This is a genomic window from Pedobacter ginsengisoli, from assembly GCF_030244015.1.
Classification (GTDB): Bacteria; Bacteroidota; Bacteroidia; order Sphingobacteriales; family Sphingobacteriaceae; genus Pedobacter; species Pedobacter ginsengisoli.
This window is the reverse complement of sequence record NZ_JASSYX010000001.1, coordinates 805,770-829,289: the sequence shown is the minus strand read 5'-3', so window position 1 is coordinate 829,289 and position 23,520 is coordinate 805,770. Positions and strand designations below refer to the sequence as shown.

The following is a 23,520-nucleotide window of genomic DNA, read 5'->3' as shown; positions in this document are numbered from 1 at the left end:
TGTGATAATAGTGTATTGTTTTTTATGACAAAGGAGCGATTGATAAATTTGTTCTGCGGGGCAATTTTATCTAAGTTTGCACTATGAATACTGCCGATTTACTACAAAGGGCCTTGAATTTCGACTTTCTGACAAAAGAAGAGGGTGTTTTTCTTTACCATAACGCCGCAACTGCCGATCTCGCATTTGTTGGAAATGAGCTGAGAAAAAAACAAGTGCCCAGCGGCAAAGTAACCTGGCAGATTGATCGTAATGTCAATACCACCAATGTTTGTATCGCCAACTGTAAATTCTGTAATTTTTTCAGGAGACCAGGGCATGAAGAAAGCTACATCACTGATATTGAAACTTATAAGATAAAAATCGAAGAGACGTTCAGATTAGGCGGAGACCAGCTCCTGCTGCAGGGTGGCCATCACCCTGATCTTGGGCTGCAGTTTTATGCGGATCTTTTTAAACAGCTCAAAGAATTGTATCCGGATCTTAAGTTGCACGCTTTGGGTCCGCCGGAAATAGCCCACGTAGCCAAACTGGAAGGAATATCCCATACTGAAGTACTGAAAACACTTAAAGCAGCAGGAATGGATTCATTGCCCGGAGCGGGTGCAGAGATACTGAATGACAGGGTACGCAGGCTGATCTCTAAAGGTAAGTGCGGCGGACAGGAATGGCTGGATGTGATGCGCGCAGCACACCAGCTGGACATTACCACCTCGGCTACCATGATGTTTGGACATGTAGAAACTATAGCAGAGCGGTTTGAGCACCTCGTCTGGATCAGAGAAGTGCAAAGTGAAAAACCAGTACACGCAAAAGGGTTTCTAGCCTTCATACCCTGGCCTTTTCAGGATGACGGCACTTTATTAAAGCGACTGAGGGGCATCAGCAACAATGTGTCAGGCGACGAATATATCCGGATGATTGCTTTGAGCCGCATCATGCTGCCAAACGTACTGAACATCCAGGCGTCCTGGCTAACTGTAGGAAAAAACACCGCACAGCTTTGTCTCCACGCCGGAGCCAATGACTTTGGCTCGATCATGATCGAAGAAAATGTGGTTTCTGCTGCCGGTGCACCGCACCGCTTTACTGCGAAGGGAATTCAGACCGCCATTAAAGAAGCTGGTTTTGAACCTCAGCTGCGCGGACAGCAATACAACTACCGTGATCTGCCCGAACATCTGGAAGAACAGGTGATTACTTATTAAGCAAAAAGAAGAAGGCTTTCGCCCTCTTCCCTATCTTAAACTTAAACAAACTCATTTGGGTTTCTTATTTGAGAAATAAGCCAGCAATGGTCAATACTTGCGCTGAACTTAATGGTTCATCAAATGATTCCACGGCTTTAGCTTTAGTAACACCATTGGCAATTCCGGTAATGGTCACTCCGGTTTGTACATCCAGGTCCTCTCCTGCATATACCGGATCAACCTGAGGTATGCCTGTATCATTTGCTCCGCCATTAGCACCCAGACTGATCCAGGGTTTAATCGCGGCACCGCCTCCATTAGGACCTCCCGAACGCATAAAGCGAATGTGCGCTGCGTGACGTGCTTCAACCGAGTGAATCTGAAGCGCCGTAGTTAACACAGCGTTTCCTTTAAGCACACCGGCCTGACCCTTATACGCTCTGACACCTGTATCTTCAAAAGCCTGCGCGACTGCCAGGAATGTTTGATAATTGGTATATACGTCAGGAAAAGTTCCCTTCGCCGTGAAATCAAAATCAGTGTAGGCTAACGCTGGTCTTGCAGCGCCACCCAATGCACCTTTTAGTAAATCGACGTGTGCTTTCTCATGGTCACGAATGGTGGTAATTGCTCCAACTGCAGGTGTCCCGGCCGGGATCAAACCAGGCGCGGCAACAACTGCATGGTTATAAAAATGGTATTCCAAATATTCCAGCGTTAAAGCAAAATTCAACACCTCGGTTACAGATGAGGGCGCCGTTTGTCCATATGCTTTCTGAAACAAAGACCCCATTGCCAAAGGCATTGCCGCCAGTGTTATTTTTTTGCTCATGTTGAAAAAGTCCTTCATGGCAGCCCTTCTTGGATTTAATCTCTCATAGATTTCACCGTCAACTTTTTCTATTTCTTCTAATATATTTACAATATTCATGTTTTTTGGAATTAAAGGTTAATCACGTTAATTTTGGTTTTCACATATTTCCCCGCAATAGGTAAAACCTTATCCGGAGTTAAAGCTGCGTCTAGTCCGCCTGCATTGTTAGCACCAAGTGCGGTCAGGGTGGTCAGGTCTGCAAAACTTCCGTAAGATACCAGATCACGTATATACGAGGCGTGACGTGCCTCAACAGAAACGATCTTTCCGGCAGCCAGCAAATAATTGGTGTCTTTCAGCCTTACACCTGCACCATTGTAGGCTGCGACTCCCAAATCTTCGAAAGCCATCGCAGCTCCTAAAACACTGGTTTTACTGGTAAAGTCTATACTTGAAAAATCCACCTCAAGGCTGCCAATTGCAGCAGTACTCAGGGCTTTCTTAAAATATTCCCTGTGAGCGATCTCGTGAAACTGTATGTCCTGAAAATAAGCCTTCTGAGCAGCAGTAAAATCTGAAGGAGGCGCTGAAGCCACCTGGATATAGAATGCAGCCTCCAATTGTTCCAGTGCATAGGCATAATTCAATACACCGAAATCATCTTTAAAATCTAAAGTCACACCTTCATATTCAGGAATGCCTCTGTCTCTTTTTTTACATCCGGCTGCCATCAGGGCAATACCAGCTGCCCCTGCGCCTGCGTACTGCAGAAAGGAACGGCGTTGCAATTGAGCTGTAAAAACGCTCTGCGCTTCCTGCGTGTTTTGTTCTTGTAAGTTTTTCATAAGTCTTTAAATTTGTTTTAAGGTCTATGATGGCCATTAACCTGGTTATCATAAGGGTTCAATTAAGTTTCAGTTATTTAAGCTTTTTCAATGCTTATACCAGCACATACGAAAGAAAAAACAGAACGGTTTTAGGAGTTTAGAAGAAATATTCACTGATCATTCATTTTTTTAATAAATTCACCAGAATAAAACCAATCAGCGTGTTAAATGCCATTATAGTCGACGACGAAGAGTTCGCCCGCTCATCATTATATTTCCTGCTGCAAGAAAATTGTGAGCAGATCCATATTTCAGGAATTGCGAAATCTGTTGCCGAAGCAAGGTCCCTTTTGTCGCAGAATACTATAGATGTGATTTTTCTGGACATTGCGATGCCAGGTGAAAATGGCTTTGAACTGATCCCAAACGTACAGCACAGCAAAGCCCATGTCATCTTTACCACTGCGTACGATCAGTATGCACTGAAAGCCATAAAGGCAAACGCACTGGATTACCTGCTCAAGCCTATAGACATAGATGAGCTCAAAGCAGCTGTAGACAAAGCCTCAAAACATATTTCAATGAATAAGACAGGGCAAAGCAGAACTGAAAGCCTGCAAAACCTGGCTGTAAATCTATCCGACCGCAATGAGATCCGGAAAATCAGTTTACCGAATGGACAAGGGTACAGCCTGATCGGTATCGAAGATATTGTACACATTGAAGCAGACAGCAATTATTCAGTTTTTCACCTTGCAAACGAGGAAAAGATAACTGTATCTAAAGTACTGAAAGAGTATGAAGAAATATTACCGGAGCATCAGTTTGTAAGGATTCATAAATCCAGTATCATCAATCTGGATTACCTTAAAGAATATAGTTACCGCAACGGATATGAGGTCCTGTTAAAAAATGGAGAAAAAATTGCGGTATCAAGAAGACGGGCCAGTGATTTAGCAGAAAAGGTAAGGTCCTATACCAGTTTTGAAAGTGAAAAATAATGCCCTGAATTTAATCCGGTCTATTATCCTGCTGATCATTCTATTTTTCAGCGGCATGGATGCGTTTGGCCAGACAACCTTTCTTCAGCATTTCAACACCCAAAATGGACTACCAAGTAACAATTGCTTTTACACCATGCAGGATTCTAAAGGGTATATTTGGGTTGCCACAGATGCCGGAGTAAGCAGGTTTGACGGAAAGGTATTTGAAAATTTTTCGGTAGATGATGGTTTGCCCGATAATCAGATTCTTCAGCTTAAAGAAGACAGAAACGGAAGAATCTGGTTTTTGGCCCTGAATGGTCAGCTCAGTTATTTCTCAAATGGAAAAATATACAATGAGATCAATAAGAAGTTGCTGAAACTTCTAAAATTTAACGCGGTAATTGTCTCTTTTTTCCAGGATTCTAAAGGCAGGATCTGGCTGGGCACCAACAAAAACGTGCTGGTCATGTGGGACGGAAAGTCTATCATGAAATTTATTTCCGCCAACAGCAGCAGTCAGTTCATCAACACTTTTGTGCATGAAGACCGTACCGGCAGGATCTGGGCCTATAGCAACAGGTGCGTAAGAATACTGGACAAAGGCAATTTTAAAATAGTACCGCACAGCTCTTTACCCCTTTCTTACAAAACTGCTTTGAACATGCCCGACAAGTCCATCGCATATATCGACCAAATGGGGTTGAACATAAAAAGTGGAAATGGGCCGCCATTCAGGTTGAATATTAATCCTGATCTTTTACAAAATGATCCGGGCTATTTCTATTTTGATCCCAGTGAAGGTCTCTGGTTAAGCAACAACTCTGGTATTCATTTGATAAACAGATCAGGAAAAGTAAGCAGCTATCTCCAAAACATATTATCAAGCCAGGTGATTAAGGATTCGAAGGGCAACATGTGGTTTACCACCAATAACGGCATTTATATGCTGCCAAAAAAAGATGAAAGACTTTACATCATCAACAGCGCTAACGGACTAAGCAGTGATGTAGTAAAGAGTATCACAAAGGACGATAAAAACCAGATCTGGCTGGGACTTGACTATGCAGGAATTAATATTGTCGACGGTCATACTTTCGCTGTCAGCGAATTCCTGGTTCCTGATAAAGGAAAATTTAACATGATCAAACAGCTTACTTTTGACACTACTGACAACTCTGTATATTTCGCCTCTGACTATGGACTGGGAAGGATCGGGGACATTCATAAAACCCATACAGTTGATTATTTGAAAGAAGCGAACAACCTGATGTTTGTCATCAAGAATTTTAGCCTGGGCAGAGATAAAAGCCTTGCAATGGCACTTTCATCCGGTGTAGTTATTTTGCCTGACCGTATTAATAAGTTTGAATACAGTTCATTATATTTCAAACAACAGGCAGATTTTTTTAATAACAGGTCATACAGTGTATTTTATGATAAAGATAAAAGTCTCTGGTTTTCTAATATTAATGGATTGTCGGAATTTTCAAACGGGAAACTTTACAACTATTATGAAAGGAGCCCTCTGCTTACCAGGAGGATCAATGACATTCAGGAATTAAATGATGGTACAATTGTTCTTGCCACGGATGGATACGGAATTATCTACATTAAAGACAAGAAGATTACTAAAATAATCACCCAAAGAGACGGCCTGATAGATAACATTTGCAAAAAGCTCTTTATAAAGGGAAACGAAGTATGGACGATCACCAATAATGGCATTAACAGGATTTCCTTTAAAGGCAGGGATGCTTACATAGAAACTTTTGAATATACCAGTGCATTACTTGCTGAAGGGGTAAACGGCTTGTATATTGATGATCGAAATGCATATTTTGCGACCAACAACGGGTTGGTTTTCTTTTCTATCAATAAAAAACATACGATCAGCGAAGCACCCCGGGTTTTTATTTCGTCTATTGTCAACAACAAAGTGAAACTAGACCTTAGTGAGAAAAATCATATGCTGAACCCCTACAGCAATAACATTACCTTCCATTACAGTGCCATAGATTTTCAGAACAAGAACATAACCTACAGGTATCGTCTTAAATCAGATGGTATATGGACCGAAACCAAGAACAGGAGGCTGGAATTTTCATCTCTTGAACCAGGAGAATATACTTTTGAACTAAGCGCAAAATCTGATAACAGTGTGTGGAGCAGTCCTGCAAGTGTAAGTTTTATAATGGAACGGCATTTCTGGCAGACACCGTGGTTTTTCATTATCATCCTCACCACATCAGGTCTTGCACTATACAAACTTGCTGTAATGGTCACAAAACGTCAAAAGAACAAAGAACAGGAACAGCTTCTGCTTAAAAATAAAATCCTGATGCTCGAGCAACGTGCATTACAAGCCATGATGAACCCGCACTTTGTTTTTAATGTAATGAACTCCATACAGCATTATATCAACACCAAAGACACTACCTCAGCCAATAAGATCCTGACCGGCTTTGCCAGGCTGATCAGAAAAAACCTGGAGATCTGTACTAAAAGCTATATAACGCTCGAAGAAGAACTGGAATACCTGGAACTATACCTTAGCCTGGAGAAAAAAAGATTTGGTGAGAAATTCAACTATACCATTGCCATTGATAATGCCATTGATAAAGAAGAAACAACCATCCCTTCAATGATCCTTCAGCCATACATTGAAAACGCAATATGGCATGGTATAATGCCCAGTGAAGACGGTGGTAAAATCGACATTGACATCAATCTGAAGGACAGTGGACATCTGGTTATTCAGATTATAGACAACGGTATTGGAATAGACAATTCACTGAAAGAGAAAAAAGGACAACATGTGAGTAAAGGAATGGATCTCACCAAGGAGAGGATCAATTTATTGAACCAGGTTGAACCCAATCCTATACAAATGGAGATTCGTCAAAACGGAAAATCGGGCACTTTTGTATCCATTGTGATCCCTTTGAGGTAGCTAAATACCGTTTACTCAATATTTCATACCACTTACTAATTAAAAAGAAATCGGTTACAAATTTGCATTAAACTTGTTATAGATATTAAAACAAACATAGTTTGTAAAAAGCGTTCTTATAGAATTGATACAGATATTTTACCTAACCTAAAACTATATCTCAATTCAGGTTTCATTTGTGTGTTAAAAAATGGTAAAGTTCATAGCTTTACCATTTTTTTTTGCAAACAATCTTTTCCGTAAAATTGATTTTTATACTATTTTTGGAGTAGCAAAGATCTATTCAAAAGATTTTTGTAAATTTAAATCATAAATAAAAAACTTAGGGAATTATACTTTTTGTAATGAAAACTCCAAAAAAACCAATCAATCAAAGCCCACAAGTTGATCCAGATGATGAGATGGAAAATGTGCAGGATGAAACAATTAGCGGTAACAAGTACGATGATGATGACGATGATGATTTTGATTTGCCGTTAGACGATCTGGACACATTTGACACCTACGGTGCGGATGACGACGACGACGATTATTAATACGCATATGCTATAAACTAGTGTGAAAAGCATTCCATATATTGGGATGCTTTTTATTTTAATTCCACGCCAATCTCAGAATGACGATAATACCTGTATCAGATACAAAAACTGCAAGAAAATTTTTAGACATTGTAGATCTCATTTATCAAAATGACCACAACTGGATCCGTCCCCTAAATCAGGATATAGAAAGTATTTTTGATCTCAGTAAAAACACTTTTTTTAAACATGGCAAATGTACCAGATGGATATTGAATAATGACCAGGGCGTAACCATTGGCAGGGTTGCAGCTTTCATCAATGAAAAAAAAGCTTATCAGTATGAACAACCTACAGGTGGCATGGGGTATTTTGAGTGCATTAATGATAAAACTGCGGCTTTTTTGTTATTTGACACCGCGAAGGAATGGTTGCAACGAAATGGAATGGCAGCTATGGACGGTCCCATCGGTTTTGGAGAAAACGACTCGTTCTGGGGCCTTCTTGTAGAAGGGTTTACTCCGCCTTCCTTTGGCATGAATTATAATCCTGATTACTATCATTCTTTTTTTCAGGACTACGGCTTTAAAAAAGAATACGAACAGATCACCAATCACCTGGCGGTAAGAAATCCATTTCCCGAAAGGTTTACAAAGATCGCCAATTGGGTAGCAAATAAACCAGGTTACACTTTTGAGCATTTCTCTAAAAAGAACGCACAAAAATATGTCACCGACCTGATGGAGATTTATAACGACGGCTGGAAGGATTTTGAGAATTTTGTCCCGATCAAAAAAGAGACGCTGGAAGAATCATTTAAGAAGATGGAGACCATTATGGATGAGAAATTGATCTGGTTTGCTTACATTAATGGAGAGCCCGCCTCTTTTGTGGTCATTATTCCGGATGCGAACCAAATGATCAAAGGATTTAACGGTAAACTTGGCTTATTAGAGAAACTTAAATTTGTTTATAGAAGATGGGTTGGTGTAAACAGGATGCGGGCTATTGTGATGGGGACCAAAAGTGCTTATCAAAAACATGGCCTGGAGTCGGCACTGTTTATTAAGCTCAAGGAATACGTGCTGCCTTTAGATCAGTATGACGAACTGGAACTTTCCTGGGTTGGGGACTTTAATGATAAAATGTTATCCATCCATCATGCCACAGGTGCCATTTTTGGAAAACGGCACCTGACCATGCGTAAAATATTTTAATCGGTGAAACCTATTTCTCTCTGATTTCTTCATAAAGATCAATCACCTTCTTTTGAAGTTTAATGATCTCTTCTTCTCTTTGAGAAAGTTTTTCTTTTAAATTATTGATCTCTTCAAAGTTAAGAGACTGAGGATTTTCACCTTCTTTAGAAATGATATCCATAGTTGAAACTTCAAATAAATTGGCAATCTGGGCTAATCTGGATATGTTAATGTCAGTTATACCAGTTTCAATTTTAGAAAATGCAGGAATAGAAATACTTAGACGCTTTGCCACTTCTCCCTGACTCCATCCATTTTTCTGGCGCAATTGTCTAATGTTTTTACCTATAATGTTCATGATTTAAAATTAGGTTTATATATACTTATTGTTCTTTTGGTGAAATTGTATTCAACTCACGTGCCAATTTAGTGAGGTCCAATCCACCAAAGTTTCCAGAACTCATCAGCAACAGGTTGGTGCGGTAAAAATTTATATTTAATAAGTAATCTTCTAATAACGCTGAATTATTAAAAAATAGTATTTCTTTACTGTTAAACGCCGTTTGAACATCATATTGTGTGAACGGCTCCATCTTCTTTTGCACAAAAGTCTTTTCATCGATGTAAACAATCGCAATGTCAGATTTTGTCATTGTATCGGCATATTGTTCAAGAAAGGTCTTATTCAGGCTGCTGAATGTATGCAACTCTATACAGGCAACAAGTTGCCTCGTTGGGAACTGTGCTTCCACAGCTTCTATAGTTGCCTTTAATTTGGATGGCGAATGCGCAAAATCTTTATAAACATTAGTTTCGTTTTCGGCATTCAATAATTCAAGCCGCTTCGCGGCTCCTGTAAAAGAGGAGATCGCAATGTTAAATTGTGTGCCATCAATACCCAGTTGCAGGCATACCAGTCTGGCGGCATTCAAATTCATAAGATTATGGTCTCCAAATATCTTTAGAGCCGTTTCATCAGGCAAGAGAAAAGTAATTCCATTTTCTACTTTGTGTTCAGGAATACCATAGCCAGTCGTCTCAACAGGCGCAGTCAAACCTTTTACCAGGACGTTCAGGTCATGGTCTGCATTGCAGTAAATTAACTTTCCCCCTGGCTGTATGGTTTCTATAAAAAGCTCAAACTGTCTGGTATAATCCTGGTAGGTTGGAAAGACATTGATATGATCCCATGCAATTCCGCTGATGACGGCAATATTGGCCTTATAAAGATGGAACTTCGGCCTTCTGTCTATTGGCGAAGCCAGATATTCGTCGCCTTCAATAACAATCAGCGGAGCTGACTCCGTAACCTTCACCATGGTATCAAAACCTGCCAGCTGAGCGCCCACCAGGTAGTCAAAGTCTCTTTTATAATAATTCAGCACATGGAGGATCATAGAAGTAATTGTAGTCTTTCCATGGCTCCCGCCAATTACCACCCTGAGCTTATCTTTGGTCTGTTCATAAATGTATTCAGGATAAGAATAGATCTTTAAACCCATTTGCTGGGCCCTTAACAGCTCAGGATTATCTTTAAGGGCATGCATCCCCAGAATAACTGCATCCAGATCTGAGGTAATGTTGTTTTCGTCCCATCCCATCTGCCCTGGAAGCAGACCATATTTGCTGAGCCGGCTGCTGGAAGGCTCAAAAATGACATCATCTGAACCTGTTACCTGATATCCCTTTTTGTGCAGGGCTATAGCGAGATTGTGCATGGCACTACCGCCTATGGCAATAAAATGTATACGCATATTATCTGATTTAAATAAAGGACCTGTTAGTCTTTCTTAAAGCGGGCGGCCACCCATTCCCCATTTTTCTTATGGTCAATATACCTGATCCCAAAAGATCCACATTCTCTGCGGATCATATCAAGATCCGGAGATTCATAAAATCCACTAAAGAAAATACTCCCGCCAGCTTTTAGTACTTTACTATAATTTGATATCTGGTCCAGCAGGATATTTCGGTTTATATTTGCAAAAATGACATCAAAGCTGGTATCTGGTATAGCTTCCTTACCGCCGCATAATGCAGCAATATTAGTGATATTGTTCAGTTCCGAGTTCTCCAGGGTGCTCAGGTAGCAAACCTCATCGTTATCAATTGCAACCAATGGACCCGCTCCTCTTTTTGCCGCCAGGATAGCCAGGATTCCTGTACCGCAACCCATATCTAAAACGGTTTTACCCGTTACATCTGCAGCCAGAATGTACTCCATCATCATGGTTGTAGTCTGATGGTGGCCGGTACCAAATGCCATCTTCGGATCAATGACGATCTCATAAGCATACTGGGGCTGCGGCTGATGGAATGTGGCCCTTACATAGCACTGGTCATCAATGATCAGCGGCTCAAAGTTCTTTTCCCATTCCTCGTTCCAGTTTTCCGCCGCTATTTCGGTAATAGCGTACTGATACTCAAAATCACCATCAAACTGCAGCATCTCCGACCTAAGCCGGGTTTCATCGAAACCTGCCTGATCGATAAACGCAGCAAAACCGCCGGGTGTATCTTCGAATGTATTGAAACCTATATCCGCAAGTTCCGCAATCAATAGGTCTTTTTGATACTCCTCAATTCCCACAAAGCTGAAAGTAACCTGTATGTACTGCATTAAGCATTAAAAGTTTTAACGATGTCCACGAAATCCCTTGATTTCAATGATGCGCCTCCTATAAGGCCGCCGTCAATATCAGTCTGTGCAAAAAGTTCCCCGGCATTTTTAGGATTACAGCTGCCGCCATAAAGTATGCTTGTATTGTCAGCAACCACTGAATCATATTTACCGGCAATCTCTTTACGGATAAACGCATGAACTTCCTGTGCCTGTTCAGATGTAGCCGTTAAGCCGGTCCCGATTGCCCAAACAGGTTCATAAGCAATCACTATTTTACCAAAATCTTCTGCGGACAAACCAAAAATACTTTCCTCAAGCTGAGACTTCAAAACTTCAAAATAGCTGCCGTTGTTCCTTTCGTCCAGTGTCTCACCGATACAGAAAATAGGGGTCAAACCGTTTTGCAGGGCAATGATTGTTTTCTCCGCCAACAGCTCATTGTTTTCCGCAAAATACTGACGACGCTCAGAGTGCCCTATAATTACATATTCACAACCCACAGATTTGATCATCTTTGCAGAGATCTCGCCTGTATAGGCACCACTTTCTTTCTGATGACAGTTTTGTGCACCGATGCTAACTGTATTGCCGCCTAATTTTGCAAGGCTGTTTAAGTGTATTGACGGGGCACAGATGATGGCCAGCTGCTCACCTTGCTTTTCATCTCTCACCATATTGACAATTTCTGAAAATAAAGAGATGCCTTCAGCATAATCCAAGTTCATTTTCCAGTTTCCTGCAACTATTTTCTTTCTCATAATATAATTTATTTGTTTAGGCCGGGGATTAACCTCAGGCAAGGGTTTAAAAGTGTCTGTGTGTGTTGGTATCCTCAAAAATCTGAGTTAAAATATCTTTCTCTATCTGGTTAAATTCCATGTTCCGGCGCTCGTAAACCTTTTCAGTGGTTTCAAACATCTTGTGGAGGCTGTAAGTTTCAAAGCCATGGGCACCGCCCCATGCAAAATCGGGTATAAAGTTTCTTGGGAAACCCGCACCAAAGATATTGGCACTTACTCCGGCTACAGTTCCCGTATTGAACATGGTGTTGATGCCGCATTTCGCGTGATCTGCCATAATCAGGCCACAAAACTGCAAGCCTGTTTTGCGAAAATGCTCAGTCGAATAATCCCACAATTTTACTTCTGCATAATTGTTCTTCAGGTTAGAATTATTGCTGTCGGCACCGATGTTGCACCACTGTCCCATTACAGAATTGCCAAGATAACCTTCGTGGCCTTTTGAAGAATAACCCCATATTACCGCATTATTAATCTCACCGCCTACACGGCTATGCGGACCAATTGTAGTTTGCCCATATATTTTAGCACCCATTTTTATCTGGGAGTTGTCGCAAAGCGCAAAAGACCCCCTGATGTGGCAGCCTTCCCAGACCTGCGAATTATAGCCCATATAGACAGGCCCGTTTTTGCTGTTGAAAGTAGAACATTCTGCTTCCGCCCCCTCCTCTGCAAAAAAATCATCACCGATGAAAGTATTGGTACTGCTTAATTTTGCGGATGGACGTCCTTTAGTCAGCAGGTCAAAATCTTTTTTCAGTTCAGTATCATTGTATTTAAAGATATCTTCGGGAAAACTGATCCTGATCAATTCAGCGTCGTAATTTTTTGATGTAAAAAGACCAATGGTTTCATCGTCCGGAATTTCACCGGCCTCAGCTTTATAGGCAATGATCAGACCTGTCTTTTTTAATGATTCTCCCGGGTTCAAACCGGAAACAGCTTCAGCGAGGTTCCGGTCAGGGCAGACAGCGCCATTGATGAACAAACCTGCATTCTGTGCCAAAGCATATTTTGGTGCGAGATAAGAAATGGTCCTGAAACCCGCCTGATTTGCGCCCAGGTATTTCTCCCATTTCTGAGCAATAGTCAAAATTCCTATTCTCAGATCGGCAACCGGCCTGGTCAAAGAGAGTGGACGGAGCGTAAGCCATGCCCCATCATCAAATAAATTGATTGTCATAAGCTACAAAAATAAAAAAAGTCCCGAAGCAATAGCAACGGGACTTAAAATAATTTCTATTATTGGTATAATTACTTTTTCGCGTAACGGGTTTTGAACTTATCGATACGGCCTGCTGTATCAACCAGTTTCATTTTACCGGTATAAAAAGGGTGCGAAGTGTGTGAGATCTCTAATTTATAAAGAGGATACTCATTTCCATCTTCCCATTGAATAGTTTCTTTAGTATCTACGCAAGATTTTGTTAAAAAAGAATATTCGTTAGACATATCTTTAAACACTACAAATCTATAGCTTGATGGATGAAGATCTTTTTTCATATGATTATATAACTTATTTGTCGCTTATTTTTAAGGATGCAAATATCTGATTTTTATTTTTTAGAAACAAGTAGTATACAAATAAAATTCAGCAGATGTGGAAAACTCCTGGTTCCCTTGCATTCCGCTACTTACTGAAAAGCTTTTGCTTTCTTCTTTCCACAACCCCTTCAAGGGGGTTACTAGAGGGTTGCTAGGGAGTTGCATGATCCCCGGGCCATTGAACCTTTTTGATACACCCCAGAAACACACAGTCTGACGTCAAGCAGCAATAGCATCAAAACAGTCACAGAAAGGTAGGAGAAAGTCAGGGTACCAGATCCTGACAAAGCTCTACAAGTACCCCATTTGTCCCTTTAGGATGTACAAAGCAGACCAACTTCTGGTCGGCACCTTGTTTTGGCACTTCATTGAGCAGCACAAAGCCCTCACTTTTTAAACGTTCCATTTCGGATAAAATGTCCGCTACTTTAAAAGCGATATGATGAATGCCCTCGCCTCTTTTCTCAAGAAAGCCCGCAATAGGACTCTCATTATGAATAGCGGCCAGTAATTCAATTTTATTTTCTCCAACCTGAAAAAAAGCGGTACTAACACCTTCTGAGGGCACCTCTTCTGTCTTATAACAAGGGCTTCCGAGCAGCCTTTCGTAAAGGCTGACTGCTTGTCCAAGATCTCTGACTGCGATGCCAATATGCTCTATATTCTTCATAAACCGGTAAAAAGGTTAAACTAATGTAAAAATGCGGGTTTTAGCTATACGCCGATCGCTAATATCTATAATTATTGGGAATCTTTTTTCGTATCTTTGTCTATCAATAAGATATAATAAAACGATGGAACTTCCTATTTACTTAGATAATAACGCAACTACACCTCTGGATCCTAGAGTATTAGAAGCTATGCTACCCTATTTCACCAATAAATTTGGTAACGCGGCCAGCCGTAATCACGCTTTTGGATGGGTTGCTGAAGAAGCTGTAGATTACTCACGTGAGCAGGTAGCCAAACTGATTGGCTGTACTGAAAAAGAAATCATTTTCACTTCAGGTGCGACAGAAGCTGACAATTTGGGCATTAAGGGTGTTTATGAAATGTACCAGGACAGAGGTAACCACATCATCACCGCCACTACTGAACATAAAGCAGTGCTTGATACCTGCAAACATCTGGAAAAACTGGGTGCAAAAGTTACTTATCTGAATGTAAAGGAAGATGGACTGATCGACCTTGCTGAGCTTGAGGCGGCAATGACAGAACAAACCATTCTGGTGACCATCATGTATGGCAACAACGAGATTGGTGTGATTCAGCCCATTAAAGAAATATCAGCCATTGCCCATAAGTTTGGCGCCCTGTTCATGACAGATGCGACACAGGCGGTCGGCAAAATACCGGTAAATGTAAACGAAGACGGAATTGACCTGATGGCTTTTTCTGCTCACAAAATGTACGGTCCTAAAGGTGTTGGCGTACTTTATGTTCGCCGGAAAAATCCAAGGGTTAAAGTAACTGCGCAAATGGACGGCGGCGGTCATGAACGCGGTATGCGTTCGGGCACTTTAAATGTACCGGGCATTGTTGGTCTGGGTAAAGCCTGCGAATTATGCCGTTTGGAAATGGACGGGGAAGCAAAACGCTTATCGGCCCTGAGGGATAAACTCGAAGCTGCGCTAAGCCAGATGGAAGAAAGCTATGTAAACGGCAATACGCAGCATCGTCTTCCCCATGTGGCCAATATCTCTTTCAAATACGTTGAGGGCGAAGGTCTGATGATGGCTATGAAAGATCTGGCCGTATCATCGGGATCTGCCTGTACATCAGCTTCATTGGAACCTTCTTATGTATTAAAAAGTTTGGGCCTTTCTGATGATCTGGCACACTCTTCGATACGTTTTGGATTGGGTCGTTTTACTACTGAAGAAGAAATTGATTACGCAATAGAAAATACTAAAAAAGCAGTGAATCACCTGAGAGACCTTTCTCCGCTGTGGGAAATGTTTAAAGAAGGAATTGACTTGAGTAAAATTGAGTGGGCAGAACACTAAAGAAATAGAAAAAATGGCATATTCAGAAAAAGTAATGGAACACTATACCAACCCAAGAAATGTTGGTACTTTAAATAAGGACAGCAAATCGGTTGGTACAGGATTAGTTGGCGCACCGGAGTGCGGCGACGTAATGCGCCTTCAAATTGAAGTCGATGAAAACAACATGATCACCGATGCTAAATTTAAAACATTTGGCTGTGGTTCGGCAATTGCATCATCTTCACTGGCGACAGAATGGTTAAAAGGCAAAAGTATTGATGAGGCAATGACCATCGACAATATGGATATTGTTGAGGAACTGGCCTTACCACCGGTAAAGATCCACTGTTCAGTTTTGGCAGAGGATGCTATTAAATCGGCAATCAACGATTACCGCGTTAAAAATGGTTTAGAACCAATTGAACTGGCTAAATCACATCACTAAGCATACAATAAAAACGTCATGATCACAATAACAGATAAAGCAAAAAGCAAAATTGAACACCTGATGCAGGATGCAGCTATGGACGAAAGCTATTTTTTGCGTGTTTCAGTTAAAGGTGGCGGCTGTTCAGGTTTATCATACAATTTAGATTTTGATAATGAAGAGCAAAAAGGCGATCAGTTTTTTGAAGACCGCGGCATAAGGATAGCACTGGACATGAAGTCTTTCCTATATCTTGCAGGCACTGAACTGGACTTTTCCGATGGCTTGAACGGCAAAGGTTTTAATTTCCATAATCCCAATGCAAGCCGCTCCTGCGGTTGCGGAGAGAGTTTTTCAGTTTAATAGATATTCTTATATCTTTGTAAGAGGACGCTTTTAGCGTCCTTTTTTTATACAACAGCTAACCAACGAACACCATATGGTATTATTCAACGAGTTTTCTACAGTTCCCAGCTTACTCAGAAATGTAGTAGAAAATATCCATAAACCGGAAGAGACTTTTTTGATTGACAAAAAGAAGGCAGAATGGGAAGAGATCTCTTTTAAAGAGACTCTTGAAAACGCAGATGCTGTATCCGCATTTTTCCTTGATAAAGGAATTTTGAAGGGTGACAGAATGGGCCTAATGATAGAAAATTCGCCTGAATATGTGTATTATGATCAGGGGATACAGCAAATAGGCGCCCTAAACGTATCCATATACCCTACCCTTTCAGAGCATGAAGTAGAATACATCATCAATGATTCCGGAATAAAAGCCATTCTGATCGGAAATGCATTTCTTTTCAAAAAGATTCTTAAAATAGCTGCAAACTGCAGGGCTTTGCTTTACATCATTCCTGCTTTTGAAGAATATGTGAAAATTGCTATTCCTGAAGGCCTGAAACAGGAGGTTATAAGCTTTGAAAAAGTACTGGATTATAAACAATTGTTAAATAACGAAAAAACGGCCCGGATTACCGGCATCCGGCAATCGCTGCTGCCTTCAGATATCTCTTCTTTAATTTATACATCCGGCACAACAGGGACCCCAAAAGGCACTATGCTTTCTCATTACAATTTTGTAGAGAATGTAAAGGTGTGCCTGCAACAGATTCCTGTCATCGATGAGACGGAAACATTTCTGTCTTTCTTACCGCTGTCCCACGTGTTTGAGCGCACCGCAACCTATCATGTATGCTGTGCCCAGGGCTGTAAGATTGCCTTTGCTCAAAGCCTGGAACTGCTGGCCAAAAATATGGCGGAGATCAGACCTACCGTGATGAACTGCGTTCCCCGGCTGCTGGAAAAAATCCATGATAAAGCCATAAAAAGCGGGACCTCAGGAGGAGGATTGAAATCTAAAATATTTCTTTGGGCATTGGAGACCGGGCAGGACTACCGGAAGAAGGCAGCCAACGGCGGAAATCCGGGATTAATTTTATCAGCAAAAAAGGCACTGGCGGAAAAACTGGTTTTCAGCAAGATCAAGGAGAAGACCGGCGGCCGGTTAAAGTTTATGATCTCGGGTGGAGCGGCATTGCCAAAAAATGTAGGTGAATTCTTTGGCAACCTTGGCATTAAGATACTGGAAGGTTTCGGACTTACTGAGACCTCTCCGGTAATGTCTGTGACTGAATATCACAGACAGGTCTATGGAACCGTTGGACGGGTAATACCGGGAATTGAGATCGGTATTCAGCATGTTGAGACCAGGGAAATGATCAGCATCCAGACTCATGAATCCTTTGACGAAAACTTTGAATGCGCTGAAGGTGAGATTATTGTAAGAGGTCATTGCGTCATGCAAGGGTATTTCAATAAGCCCGCCGAAACTGCGGAGGCGATCGATAAAGACGACTGGTTTCATACCGGGGACATCGGCCGCTTTTATAAAGGCAACCTTCAGATTACTGACAGGCTTAAAAATATGATTGTAAATGCTTATGGTAAGAATGTCTATCCGACTCCTGTTGAAAATATCTATTTGAAAAGCCTTAAAATAGATCAGTTGTTCCTGATCGGCGACAAAAGAGAATACCTGACTGCTATAGTCATTCCCAATAAAGAAAATCTGCAGGAGGCATTTCAGCTGCCTGAATCTTTTTTTCAGCAGCCTGATGTTTTTATTGATGATCAGGAGATCATCAGCTGGATTGGCCAGGACATAAAAAAATTCTCTAATGAACTTGCCAAATTCGAACGGATAAAAAACTTTAAAGTAAAGCGCAATCCATTTAGTATGGAAGAAGGCGAAGTAACACCTACACTTAAAGCAAAAAGAAAAGTGATCGAAAGCAAGTATGCGGAGGTCATCAACCAAATGTATACAGAAAGTGTTGAGGCAGATTAAGCTGATTTAAATCAGAAAAATGCCTATTTTTGCCGAAATTTTAATTTTACACACAAACAAGCATATATGGCCCGGCCATATATATAAGATATGAGTACAGGACTATCAGAACTAGAGTTATTGCGCAGAAGTTCGCTAAATCAACTCCGTGAATTGGGTATTGACCCCTATCCTGCTGAGGCATTTGAAATAAATGCCAACGCTGCAGACATTTTAGCAAATTACGACAGGGACAAGACCGCATACAAGAACATCAGCATCGCGGGCAGGATCATGTCCCGCAGGATCATGGGAAGTGCTTCCTTTGTGGAACTGCAGGATTCAACAGGCCGCCTGCAGATCTATTTGAAAAGGGATGATCTTTGCCCTGAGGAAGATAAGACACTGTACAACACTGTTTTTAAGAAGCTGCTTGATCTTGGTGATTTCATTGGTGTAAAGGGCTATATGTTTACTACCCAGACCGGTGAGATCTCTTTACATGTTACTGATTTAAAAGTATTGTCAAAATCACTGCGGCCATTACCCGTGGTGAGACGTGATGAAGAAGGAAACATTTACGATGCATTTACTGACCCAGAATTGCGCTACAGACAACGCTATGTCGATCTTACCGTAAATCCGGGTTTCAAACAGATCTTCATCAACCGCTCAAAGGTGATCAACACCATGAGGAATTACTTTGATGAGCAGGGCTGGATGGAGGTAGAGACGCCAATCCTTCAGCCTATTCATGGTGGTGCTGCTGCCCGTCCGTTTGCTACCCATCACAACACACTGGATATGCCGCTATACCTGCGCATCGCAAATGAACTTTACTTAAAGCGTTTGATCGTTGCAGGTTTTGACGGAGTCTATGAGTTTGGTAAGATGTTCCGCAACGAAGGAATGGACCGTACACATAACCCCGAGTTTACTTCCATGGAGATTTATGTCGCTTATAAAGACTATATCTGGATGATGGCCATGGTTGAAGAATGCCTGGAAAAGATAGCGGTAACCATTCACGGAACACCTGTGGTAAAAGTTGGTGAGCACAATATCAACTTTGAAGGCCCTTATGAAAAGCTGACGATGTATGAATCTATCCGGAAATATACGGGTATAGATGTATCATCAATGACTGAAAATGAAATTAAAGAAGTCTGCAACAGCCTCAATATTGAAGTAGATGCTTCGATGGGACGCGGCAAACTGATCGATGAACTGTTTAGTGAAAAGGTAGAGGCCAATCTGATCCAGCCGACCTACATCACCGATTATCCTTTAGAAATGACCCCCCTGGCCAAAAAACACAGGAGTAAAGAAGGTCTTGTCGAGCGCTTTGAGTTGTTTGTAAATGGGAAAGAGATAGCCAATGCCTATTCTGAATTAAATGATCCGATTGATCAAAAAGAACGTTTAATTGAACAGCTTAAACTGGCAGAACGCGGAGATGATGAGGCGATGGCAATGGATGAAGATTTTATCCGCGCCCTGGAATATGGCATGCCTCCAACTTCAGGCTTGGGCATAGGCATAGATCGTCTTGTGATGCTGATGACCAACCAGTCAACCATACAGGAAGTATTGTTCTTCCCGCAAATGAGGCCGGAGAAAAAAGCAAAGGTGGTAACCGACGAAGATTTTGTAAATGCCGGTATTCCCGTTGAATGGGTTCAGGTGATCAGGAAAATGGGCATCAATACCATAGAAGATCTGAAAGCCGCAAATCCGAACAAAGTTTTCAATGATCTGGGTGGGATGCGCAAAAAGTTAAAACTGGACCTGACCATGCCTTCAAAAGAAGAAGTAACAGCCTGGTTCGCTTAAAAGCCATTTGGGGCTGTTCATCAGAGAACTCCCTTCAGTTAACAATAATATAACATAAAGTTAAAGGCTTGCTACATAAATTGATAGCAAGCCTTATTAATTTTATGGCGTATTAAAAATGAAATATTATGAACAGTTCATGCCTTGAGATAAACGAAAAAGAATATTGTATAAAATTGAGCAAAGACACATTTGATTTGACTCTTGTACGCCAGCTGATCACCAGAATCCAATCAGAACAGTTGTTCTTCAGCAAGAAGAAGAGTTATATGGAAGACGACGACATCATCAGCAGAACATCAGGTTATGACGGAAACGACAACTTTGATGACTTAAATGAAAAATAAAAAAACCGCATGTACATGCGGTTTTTTTATTTTTGTTTCCAACTCCTAGCGGTATCTCACCTGCTGCTGTTTGTCCAGCATTCCCAGCTGGTCCTTCATTTGTTTAATCTGATCAGCAAGTAATTTATTTTTATCTGCCTTTTTAGCTTCAGTTAAATACATCTGGGCTTCTCTTTTATTTCTTTTGGCCATTGCAATGCCGGCCAGGCTTAATTTAGCCAGAGCGACGTTATGGTCCATATGCAGGCCTAAAGTAATTGATTTCTTAAAATACTTCTCTGATTGCATTGGCGCCCTTCTGGATTCTATGAGTCCGATCAATAAATTATAATAACCGTGCTGCACCCTGATCAGCTGTTTTTCATAGTTGGTGATCTTGTTCAAAAAAGCCTCAGCTTTTGGCATATTATCCTTTCTCAAAAACCACTGGGCAAGCAGCATGTTCTCATTAAAGAAATAAGTAACAAATACCAGCAGACTTAAAAACACACCCAGGATACCCCAGCCCCAGAAGCTGGTAAAAAATATAGCAACGGAAGCTCCCAACAACACGAAACCTATAATAAGACGAACAATATTTGGCATATCTCTCTGTATTTTTTTTTGCAAATATCGTGTTTAAATACCAAAAAGCAGATTTAAAATTATAATTTCAGCAAAAAAAGAAATGACGGCTATCAGCTTTTTATGAGCCTGATTTTTAAACAGGAACAGCCAAATCAGGCCAATGATGAGTACCAGCAAACAAGAAATGAACAAGATCTATGAAGATCCCTTTAAGGGGCGAGCGGTGCTGATCAATTATTGCAGCAGACAGCGTGTAACCGATTTTCCGGAAATGAAAGAAGTCAGCGATGTCGTCTACGGCAGTTATGAGCCTGATGCTGAACTGATCGCTGAACTTGCTTTTTTTTCTGAAGGCGTCAAAATCACCATTGTACTGGGTACATGGTGCGGCGACAGCAAAATGCAGGTGCCCCGTTTTTTTAAGGTCATTGATGCACTCGGAATCAGCAACCAAAACGTGACCATCATCTGTACCGATGGCGAAAAAAAAACAGAAAATGGTTTATTGGATCATCTGGATATCATACAGGTACCCACATTTATTTTTTACCGTCGGGGAGAAGAGGCCGGCCGGATCGTCGAAAGTCCGCAAACAACTCTTGAAAATGAGATGTTAAACATTTTAAAGAAATAACATGTCCGTAAAATTAGAAAAAAGCTGGCTTGATGTACTGGGCGATGAATTTGACAAGGCTTATATGAAAACCCTCAAAGCCTTTTTGCTGAAAGAAAAACAAAGCGGAGCAACAGTTTACCCGAAAAGTGCTGATATTTTTAATGCACTGGACCATACCCCTTTCGATAAAGTTAAAGTCGTCATCCTGGGACAGGACCCTTATCATGGTACCGGTCAGGCACACGGACTTTCATTTTCAGTACAAAAAGGAATAGCCATTCCGCCTTCCTTAAAGAATATATATAAAGAGCTGTCCGGGGACATACCAGGTTTTAAAGTCCCGGTGCATGGGGACCTGACAAAATGGGCGGATGAGGGTGTTTTACTTTTAAATGCGACATTAACCGTCCGGGCACATGAGGCGGGCTCACATCAGGGTAAAGGCTGGGAAATATTTACCGATACGGTCATCAGCAAATTATCTGAGCAGCGCGAAGGCCTGGTGTTTTTGCTTTGGGGCAGGTATGCCCAGAACAAAGCGGAATTAATAGACGGGAAAAAGCACACCGTACTAAAAGCCGCCCACCCTTCTCCGTTCTCTGCCTATAATGGCTTTTTTGGTTGTGCGCATTTTTCTAAGACCAATGAGATCTTAATTAAAGAAGGAAAAAGCCCGGTAGACTGGCAGATCATTTAGTATTCCAGAGGTACGATCGGTTCTTTCTTGGTTGTCGACATAATCATCATGGTCTGAAAAGTCTTCACTACTGATATCTTACTGATCTTATCCATAATCAACCGCTCATATGCTTTAATGTCATTTACATAAACTTTCAGCAGAAAATCTGCCTGACCGGTCACATGGTGACATTCTGTAATTTCCTTGATCTGGTTCACCTCATCTAAAAAGATCTGAATGGTGTTGTTTTTATGAAAATCCAGCTGAACCTGAATAAAAGTTTTAATTCCCAGACCTAGTTTTTCTTCATCGACCAGGGCATGATAACTCTTAATAAAACCAGAAGTTTCCAGTTTGCGTACCCGCTCCAGTGTAGGCGCCGGCGACAATCCGATCTCCTGAGATAGCAATAAATTGGTCATCCGACCATTTTCCTGTAGTAGTTTTAAGATCTTAAAATCTGTTTTATCTAGTTCTCCTGCCATGGTAAATTTTTATATCGGGTCAAAGATAACGCATAGGCTTGTATTTTGCCAAATTTTATTCTACAATATCTGTGTTTTTTTATAGTTTATTTTACATAATATTTTTTAGATTTGTCTAAACTTTTAGTTAGACACATAAATGCAGTCATTTACAGAAGAAAACTATCTTAAAATCATATACCACCTTTCCAGCGACACAGACGTTGCCGTACAGACCAATGCCATTGCTGAAAAAATGGGCACAAAAGCCGCATCAGTAACTGATATGATAAAAAAACTAGCTGATAAACAATTGATTATCTATCAAAAGTATCAGGGGGTAAAGTTAACAGATACGGGTAGACGGACCGCGATAAATATTGTCCGCAAGCACAGGCTCTGGGAGGTATTTCTGGTGGAAAAACTCAGCTTTAAATGGGACGAGGTCCATGATATAGCAGAAGAACTGGAACATATTAATTCCTCTGAACTGATCGAAAGACTGGATGAATTTCTTGCATTCCCTAAAAACGATCCTCATGGGGACCCGATCCCAGATAAAGACGGGAAATTTGATTCGGCCACTTTTATTAAACTGAACAAGTTAAAAACCAATGAGCAGGGACTTGTGATGGGTGTAAGTGAGCATTCTTCCGCTTTCCTGAAACACCTTGAAAAACTTGGGCTTACACTCGGAAAGCTTGTAAAAGTGACAGACATCACAGATTTTGACGGGTCTATTGAGCTGCTGGTTGAAAGCAAAAAAATAAACATAAGCCGTGAAGTGGCCAAACATATCCTTATTAAAGCATAAC

The 23,520-nt window shown here is 41.1% G+C and carries 25 protein-coding genes; 14 read left to right on the top strand and 11 right to left on the bottom strand.

Annotation, left to right across the window (positions count from 1 at the left end; genetic code table 11):
• Positions 1–83: 83 nt before the first annotated feature.
• A complete protein-coding gene (locus QEP08_RS03685; protein ID WP_285055909.1) occupies positions 84–1,208 on the top strand; it encodes a CofH family radical SAM protein in 1,125 nt (374 codons plus the stop codon).
• 64 nt (positions 1,209–1,272) lie between these two features.
• Here the strand turns inward: QEP08_RS03685 and QEP08_RS03680 are convergent, their stop codons facing one another.
• Together QEP08_RS03680 and QEP08_RS03675 are read right to left on the bottom strand one after the other, a co-directional pair.
• Positions 1,273–2,121, bottom strand: a complete 849-nt coding sequence (locus tag QEP08_RS03680) for a ferritin-like domain-containing protein (protein WP_285055908.1) — start codon at positions 2,119–2,121, stop codon at positions 1,273–1,275.
• Between the two features lie 11 nt (positions 2,122–2,132).
• Positions 2,133–2,849: a ferritin-like domain-containing protein gene (locus QEP08_RS03675; protein WP_285055906.1), complete on the bottom strand. Its 717-nt coding sequence runs from the start codon at positions 2,847–2,849 to the stop codon at positions 2,133–2,135.
• Between the two features lie 203 nt (positions 2,850–3,052).
• Between QEP08_RS03675 and QEP08_RS03670 the strand changes: the two genes are divergently transcribed.
• From QEP08_RS03670 to QEP08_RS03655, 4 genes are all read left to right on the top strand, one after another.
• Positions 3,053–3,832 (top strand): LytR/AlgR family response regulator transcription factor, encoded by a 780-nt coding sequence (locus QEP08_RS03670; protein ID WP_285055904.1) that lies wholly within the window; start codon positions 3,053–3,055, stop codon positions 3,830–3,832.
• The gene (locus QEP08_RS03665) at positions 3,822–6,767 is read left to right on the top strand and encodes a ligand-binding sensor domain-containing protein (RefSeq protein WP_285055902.1); all 2,946 of its coding nucleotides are present in this window, start codon (positions 3,822–3,824) and stop codon (positions 6,765–6,767) included. Before QEP08_RS03670 ends, QEP08_RS03665 begins: the two co-directional genes overlap by 11 nt.
• Positions 6,768–7,111: 344 nt before the next feature.
• The gene (locus QEP08_RS03660) at positions 7,112–7,303 is read left to right on the top strand and encodes a hypothetical protein (protein WP_285055900.1); all 192 of its coding nucleotides are present in this window, start codon (positions 7,112–7,114) and stop codon (positions 7,301–7,303) included.
• A gap of 80 nt (positions 7,304–7,383) precedes the next feature.
• The gene (locus QEP08_RS03655) at positions 7,384–8,502 is read left to right on the top strand and encodes a GNAT family N-acetyltransferase (RefSeq protein ID WP_285055898.1); all 1,119 of its coding nucleotides are present in this window, start codon (positions 7,384–7,386) and stop codon (positions 8,500–8,502) included.
• A 10-nt stretch (positions 8,503–8,512) separates the two neighbouring features.
• On the opposite strand, the gene QEP08_RS03650 is transcribed toward QEP08_RS03655, so the two are convergent.
• The 7 genes from QEP08_RS03650 to mce form a co-directional block, all read right to left on the bottom strand.
• Positions 8,513–8,842 carry a helix-turn-helix domain-containing protein gene (locus QEP08_RS03650; RefSeq protein WP_285055897.1) on the bottom strand — a complete coding sequence of 110 codons (330 nt, stop codon included), beginning with the start codon at positions 8,840–8,842 and terminating at the stop codon, positions 8,513–8,515.
• A 25-nt stretch (positions 8,843–8,867) separates the two neighbouring features.
• Positions 8,868–10,238, bottom strand: coding sequence for a UDP-N-acetylmuramate--L-alanine ligase (locus QEP08_RS03645; RefSeq protein ID WP_285055894.1), 1,371 nt, complete (start codon positions 10,236–10,238; stop codon positions 8,868–8,870).
• A 26-nt stretch (positions 10,239–10,264) separates the two neighbouring features.
• The gene (gene prmA, locus QEP08_RS03640; protein ID WP_285055893.1) at positions 10,265–11,104 is read right to left on the bottom strand and encodes a 50S ribosomal protein L11 methyltransferase; all 840 of its coding nucleotides are present in this window, start codon (positions 11,102–11,104) and stop codon (positions 10,265–10,267) included.
• A complete protein-coding gene (gene tpiA, locus QEP08_RS03635; protein WP_285055891.1) occupies positions 11,104–11,865 on the bottom strand; it encodes a triose-phosphate isomerase in 762 nt (253 codons plus the stop codon). The genes prmA and tpiA overlap by 1 nt, the downstream gene beginning before the upstream one ends.
• A gap of 46 nt (positions 11,866–11,911) precedes the next feature.
• Positions 11,912–13,090: a putative sugar nucleotidyl transferase gene (locus QEP08_RS03630; RefSeq protein WP_285055889.1), complete on the bottom strand. Its 1,179-nt coding sequence runs from the start codon at positions 13,088–13,090 to the stop codon at positions 11,912–11,914.
• 71 nt (positions 13,091–13,161) lie between these two features.
• Entirely contained in the window at positions 13,162–13,410 is a 249-nt protein-coding gene (locus QEP08_RS03625; protein ID WP_285055887.1) for a type B 50S ribosomal protein L31, read from the bottom strand.
• Between the two features lie 307 nt (positions 13,411–13,717).
• On the bottom strand, positions 13,718–14,122 hold the full coding sequence (mce, locus tag QEP08_RS03620; RefSeq protein WP_285055885.1) for a methylmalonyl-CoA epimerase: 405 nt from the start codon (positions 14,120–14,122) through the stop codon (positions 13,718–13,720).
• A gap of 124 nt (positions 14,123–14,246) precedes the next feature.
• Between mce and QEP08_RS03615 the strand changes: the two genes are divergently transcribed.
• The 6 genes from QEP08_RS03615 (at position 14,247) to QEP08_RS03590 (ending at position 20,379) form a co-directional block, all read left to right on the top strand.
• Positions 14,247–15,458 (top strand): IscS subfamily cysteine desulfurase, encoded by a 1,212-nt coding sequence (locus QEP08_RS03615; protein ID WP_285055883.1) that lies wholly within the window; start codon positions 14,247–14,249, stop codon positions 15,456–15,458.
• 13 nt (positions 15,459–15,471) lie between these two features.
• Positions 15,472–15,885 (top strand): Fe-S cluster assembly scaffold IscU, encoded by a 414-nt coding sequence (gene iscU, locus QEP08_RS03610; protein ID WP_285055881.1) that lies wholly within the window; start codon positions 15,472–15,474, stop codon positions 15,883–15,885.
• 18 nt (positions 15,886–15,903) lie between these two features.
• Positions 15,904–16,230, top strand: coding sequence for a HesB/IscA family protein (locus tag QEP08_RS03605; protein ID WP_285055879.1), 327 nt, complete (start codon positions 15,904–15,906; stop codon positions 16,228–16,230).
• Positions 16,231–16,306: 76 nt separating this feature from the next.
• Positions 16,307–18,220 carry an AMP-dependent synthetase/ligase gene (locus tag QEP08_RS03600; protein ID WP_285055877.1) on the top strand — a complete coding sequence of 638 codons (1,914 nt, stop codon included), beginning with the start codon at positions 16,307–16,309 and terminating at the stop codon, positions 18,218–18,220.
• 90 nt (positions 18,221–18,310) lie between these two features.
• Positions 18,311–20,032, top strand: a complete 1,722-nt coding sequence (gene lysS / locus QEP08_RS03595) for a lysine--tRNA ligase (RefSeq protein ID WP_285055876.1) — start codon at positions 18,311–18,313, stop codon at positions 20,030–20,032.
• Between the two features lie 128 nt (positions 20,033–20,160).
• Entirely contained in the window at positions 20,161–20,379 is a 219-nt protein-coding gene (locus tag QEP08_RS03590) for a hypothetical protein (RefSeq protein ID WP_285055874.1), read from the top strand.
• A 45-nt stretch (positions 20,380–20,424) separates the two neighbouring features.
• Here the strand turns inward: QEP08_RS03590 and QEP08_RS03585 are convergent, their stop codons facing one another.
• On the bottom strand, positions 20,425–20,964 hold the full coding sequence (locus QEP08_RS03585) for a DUF2892 domain-containing protein (RefSeq protein ID WP_285055873.1): 540 nt from the start codon (positions 20,962–20,964) through the stop codon (positions 20,425–20,427).
• A gap of 142 nt (positions 20,965–21,106) precedes the next feature.
• On the opposite strand from QEP08_RS03585, the gene QEP08_RS03580 reads away from it, so the two are divergent.
• Both QEP08_RS03580 and ung read left to right on the top strand, forming a co-directional pair.
• The gene (locus QEP08_RS03580; RefSeq protein ID WP_285055872.1) at positions 21,107–21,580 is read left to right on the top strand and encodes a thioredoxin family protein; all 474 of its coding nucleotides are present in this window, start codon (positions 21,107–21,109) and stop codon (positions 21,578–21,580) included.
• Position 21,581: 1 nt separating this feature from the next.
• Positions 21,582–22,259, top strand: a complete 678-nt coding sequence (gene ung / locus QEP08_RS03575) for a uracil-DNA glycosylase (RefSeq protein ID WP_285055871.1) — start codon at positions 21,582–21,584, stop codon at positions 22,257–22,259.
• Here ung and QEP08_RS03570 read toward each other — a convergent pair.
• Entirely contained in the window at positions 22,256–22,726 is a 471-nt protein-coding gene (locus QEP08_RS03570) for an Lrp/AsnC family transcriptional regulator (protein ID WP_285055869.1), read from the bottom strand. The genes ung and QEP08_RS03570 overlap by 4 nt on opposite strands.
• A 139-nt stretch (positions 22,727–22,865) precedes the next feature.
• Between QEP08_RS03570 and QEP08_RS03565 the strand changes: the two genes are divergently transcribed.
• Positions 22,866–23,519, top strand: a complete 654-nt coding sequence (locus QEP08_RS03565; RefSeq protein WP_285055867.1) for a metal-dependent transcriptional regulator — start codon at positions 22,866–22,868, stop codon at positions 23,517–23,519.
• The last annotated feature ends 1 nt before the right edge of the window (position 23,520 follow it).

Bases quoted from the DNA above. Each gene is read 5' to 3' on its own strand.
- QEP08_RS03655 (WP_285055898.1), top strand. From the start codon at position 7,384: ATGACGATAATACCTGTATCAGATACAAAAACTGCAAGAAAATTTTTA.
- QEP08_RS03580 (WP_285055872.1), top strand. From the start codon at position 21,107: ATGATGAGTACCAGCAAACAAGAAATGAACAAGATCTATGAAGATCCC.
- QEP08_RS03630 (WP_285055889.1), bottom strand. From the start codon at position 13,090: ATGACAATCAATTTATTTGATGATGGGGCATGGCTTACGCTCCGTCCA.
- QEP08_RS03615 (WP_285055883.1), top strand. From the start codon at position 14,247: ATGGAACTTCCTATTTACTTAGATAATAACGCAACTACACCTCTGGAT.
- QEP08_RS03585 (WP_285055873.1), bottom strand. From the start codon at position 20,964: ATGCCAAATATTGTTCGTCTTATTATAGGTTTCGTGTTGTTGGGAGCT.
- iscU (WP_285055881.1), top strand. From the start codon at position 15,472: ATGGCATATTCAGAAAAAGTAATGGAACACTATACCAACCCAAGAAAT.
- QEP08_RS03660 (WP_285055900.1), top strand. From the start codon at position 7,112: ATGAAAACTCCAAAAAAACCAATCAATCAAAGCCCACAAGTTGATCCA.
- QEP08_RS03590 (WP_285055874.1), top strand. From the start codon at position 20,161: ATGAACAGTTCATGCCTTGAGATAAACGAAAAAGAATATTGTATAAAA.
- ung (WP_285055871.1), top strand. From the start codon at position 21,582: ATGTCCGTAAAATTAGAAAAAAGCTGGCTTGATGTACTGGGCGATGAA.
- QEP08_RS03570 (WP_285055869.1), bottom strand. From the start codon at position 22,726: ATGGCAGGAGAACTAGATAAAACAGATTTTAAGATCTTAAAACTACTA.
- QEP08_RS03625 (WP_285055887.1), bottom strand. From the start codon at position 13,410: ATGAAAAAAGATCTTCATCCATCAAGCTATAGATTTGTAGTGTTTAAA.
- QEP08_RS03650 (WP_285055897.1), bottom strand. From the start codon at position 8,842: ATGAACATTATAGGTAAAAACATTAGACAATTGCGCCAGAAAAATGGA.
- QEP08_RS03645 (WP_285055894.1), bottom strand. From the start codon at position 10,238: ATGCGTATACATTTTATTGCCATAGGCGGTAGTGCCATGCACAATCTC.
- lysS (WP_285055876.1), top strand. From the start codon at position 18,311: ATGAGTACAGGACTATCAGAACTAGAGTTATTGCGCAGAAGTTCGCTA.
- QEP08_RS03680 (WP_285055908.1), bottom strand. From the start codon at position 2,121: ATGAATATTGTAAATATATTAGAAGAAATAGAAAAAGTTGACGGTGAA.
- QEP08_RS03600 (WP_285055877.1), top strand. From the start codon at position 16,307: ATGGTATTATTCAACGAGTTTTCTACAGTTCCCAGCTTACTCAGAAAT.
- QEP08_RS03675 (WP_285055906.1), bottom strand. From the start codon at position 2,849: ATGAAAAACTTACAAGAACAAAACACGCAGGAAGCGCAGAGCGTTTTT.
- prmA (WP_285055893.1), bottom strand. From the start codon at position 11,104: ATGCAGTACATACAGGTTACTTTCAGCTTTGTGGGAATTGAGGAGTAT.
- mce (WP_285055885.1), bottom strand. From the start codon at position 14,122: ATGAAGAATATAGAGCATATTGGCATCGCAGTCAGAGATCTTGGACAA.
- QEP08_RS03685 (WP_285055909.1), top strand. From the start codon at position 84: ATGAATACTGCCGATTTACTACAAAGGGCCTTGAATTTCGACTTTCTG.
- tpiA (WP_285055891.1), bottom strand. From the start codon at position 11,865: ATGAGAAAGAAAATAGTTGCAGGAAACTGGAAAATGAACTTGGATTAT.
- QEP08_RS03605 (WP_285055879.1), top strand. From the start codon at position 15,904: ATGATCACAATAACAGATAAAGCAAAAAGCAAAATTGAACACCTGATG.
- QEP08_RS03565 (WP_285055867.1), top strand. From the start codon at position 22,866: ATGCAGTCATTTACAGAAGAAAACTATCTTAAAATCATATACCACCTT.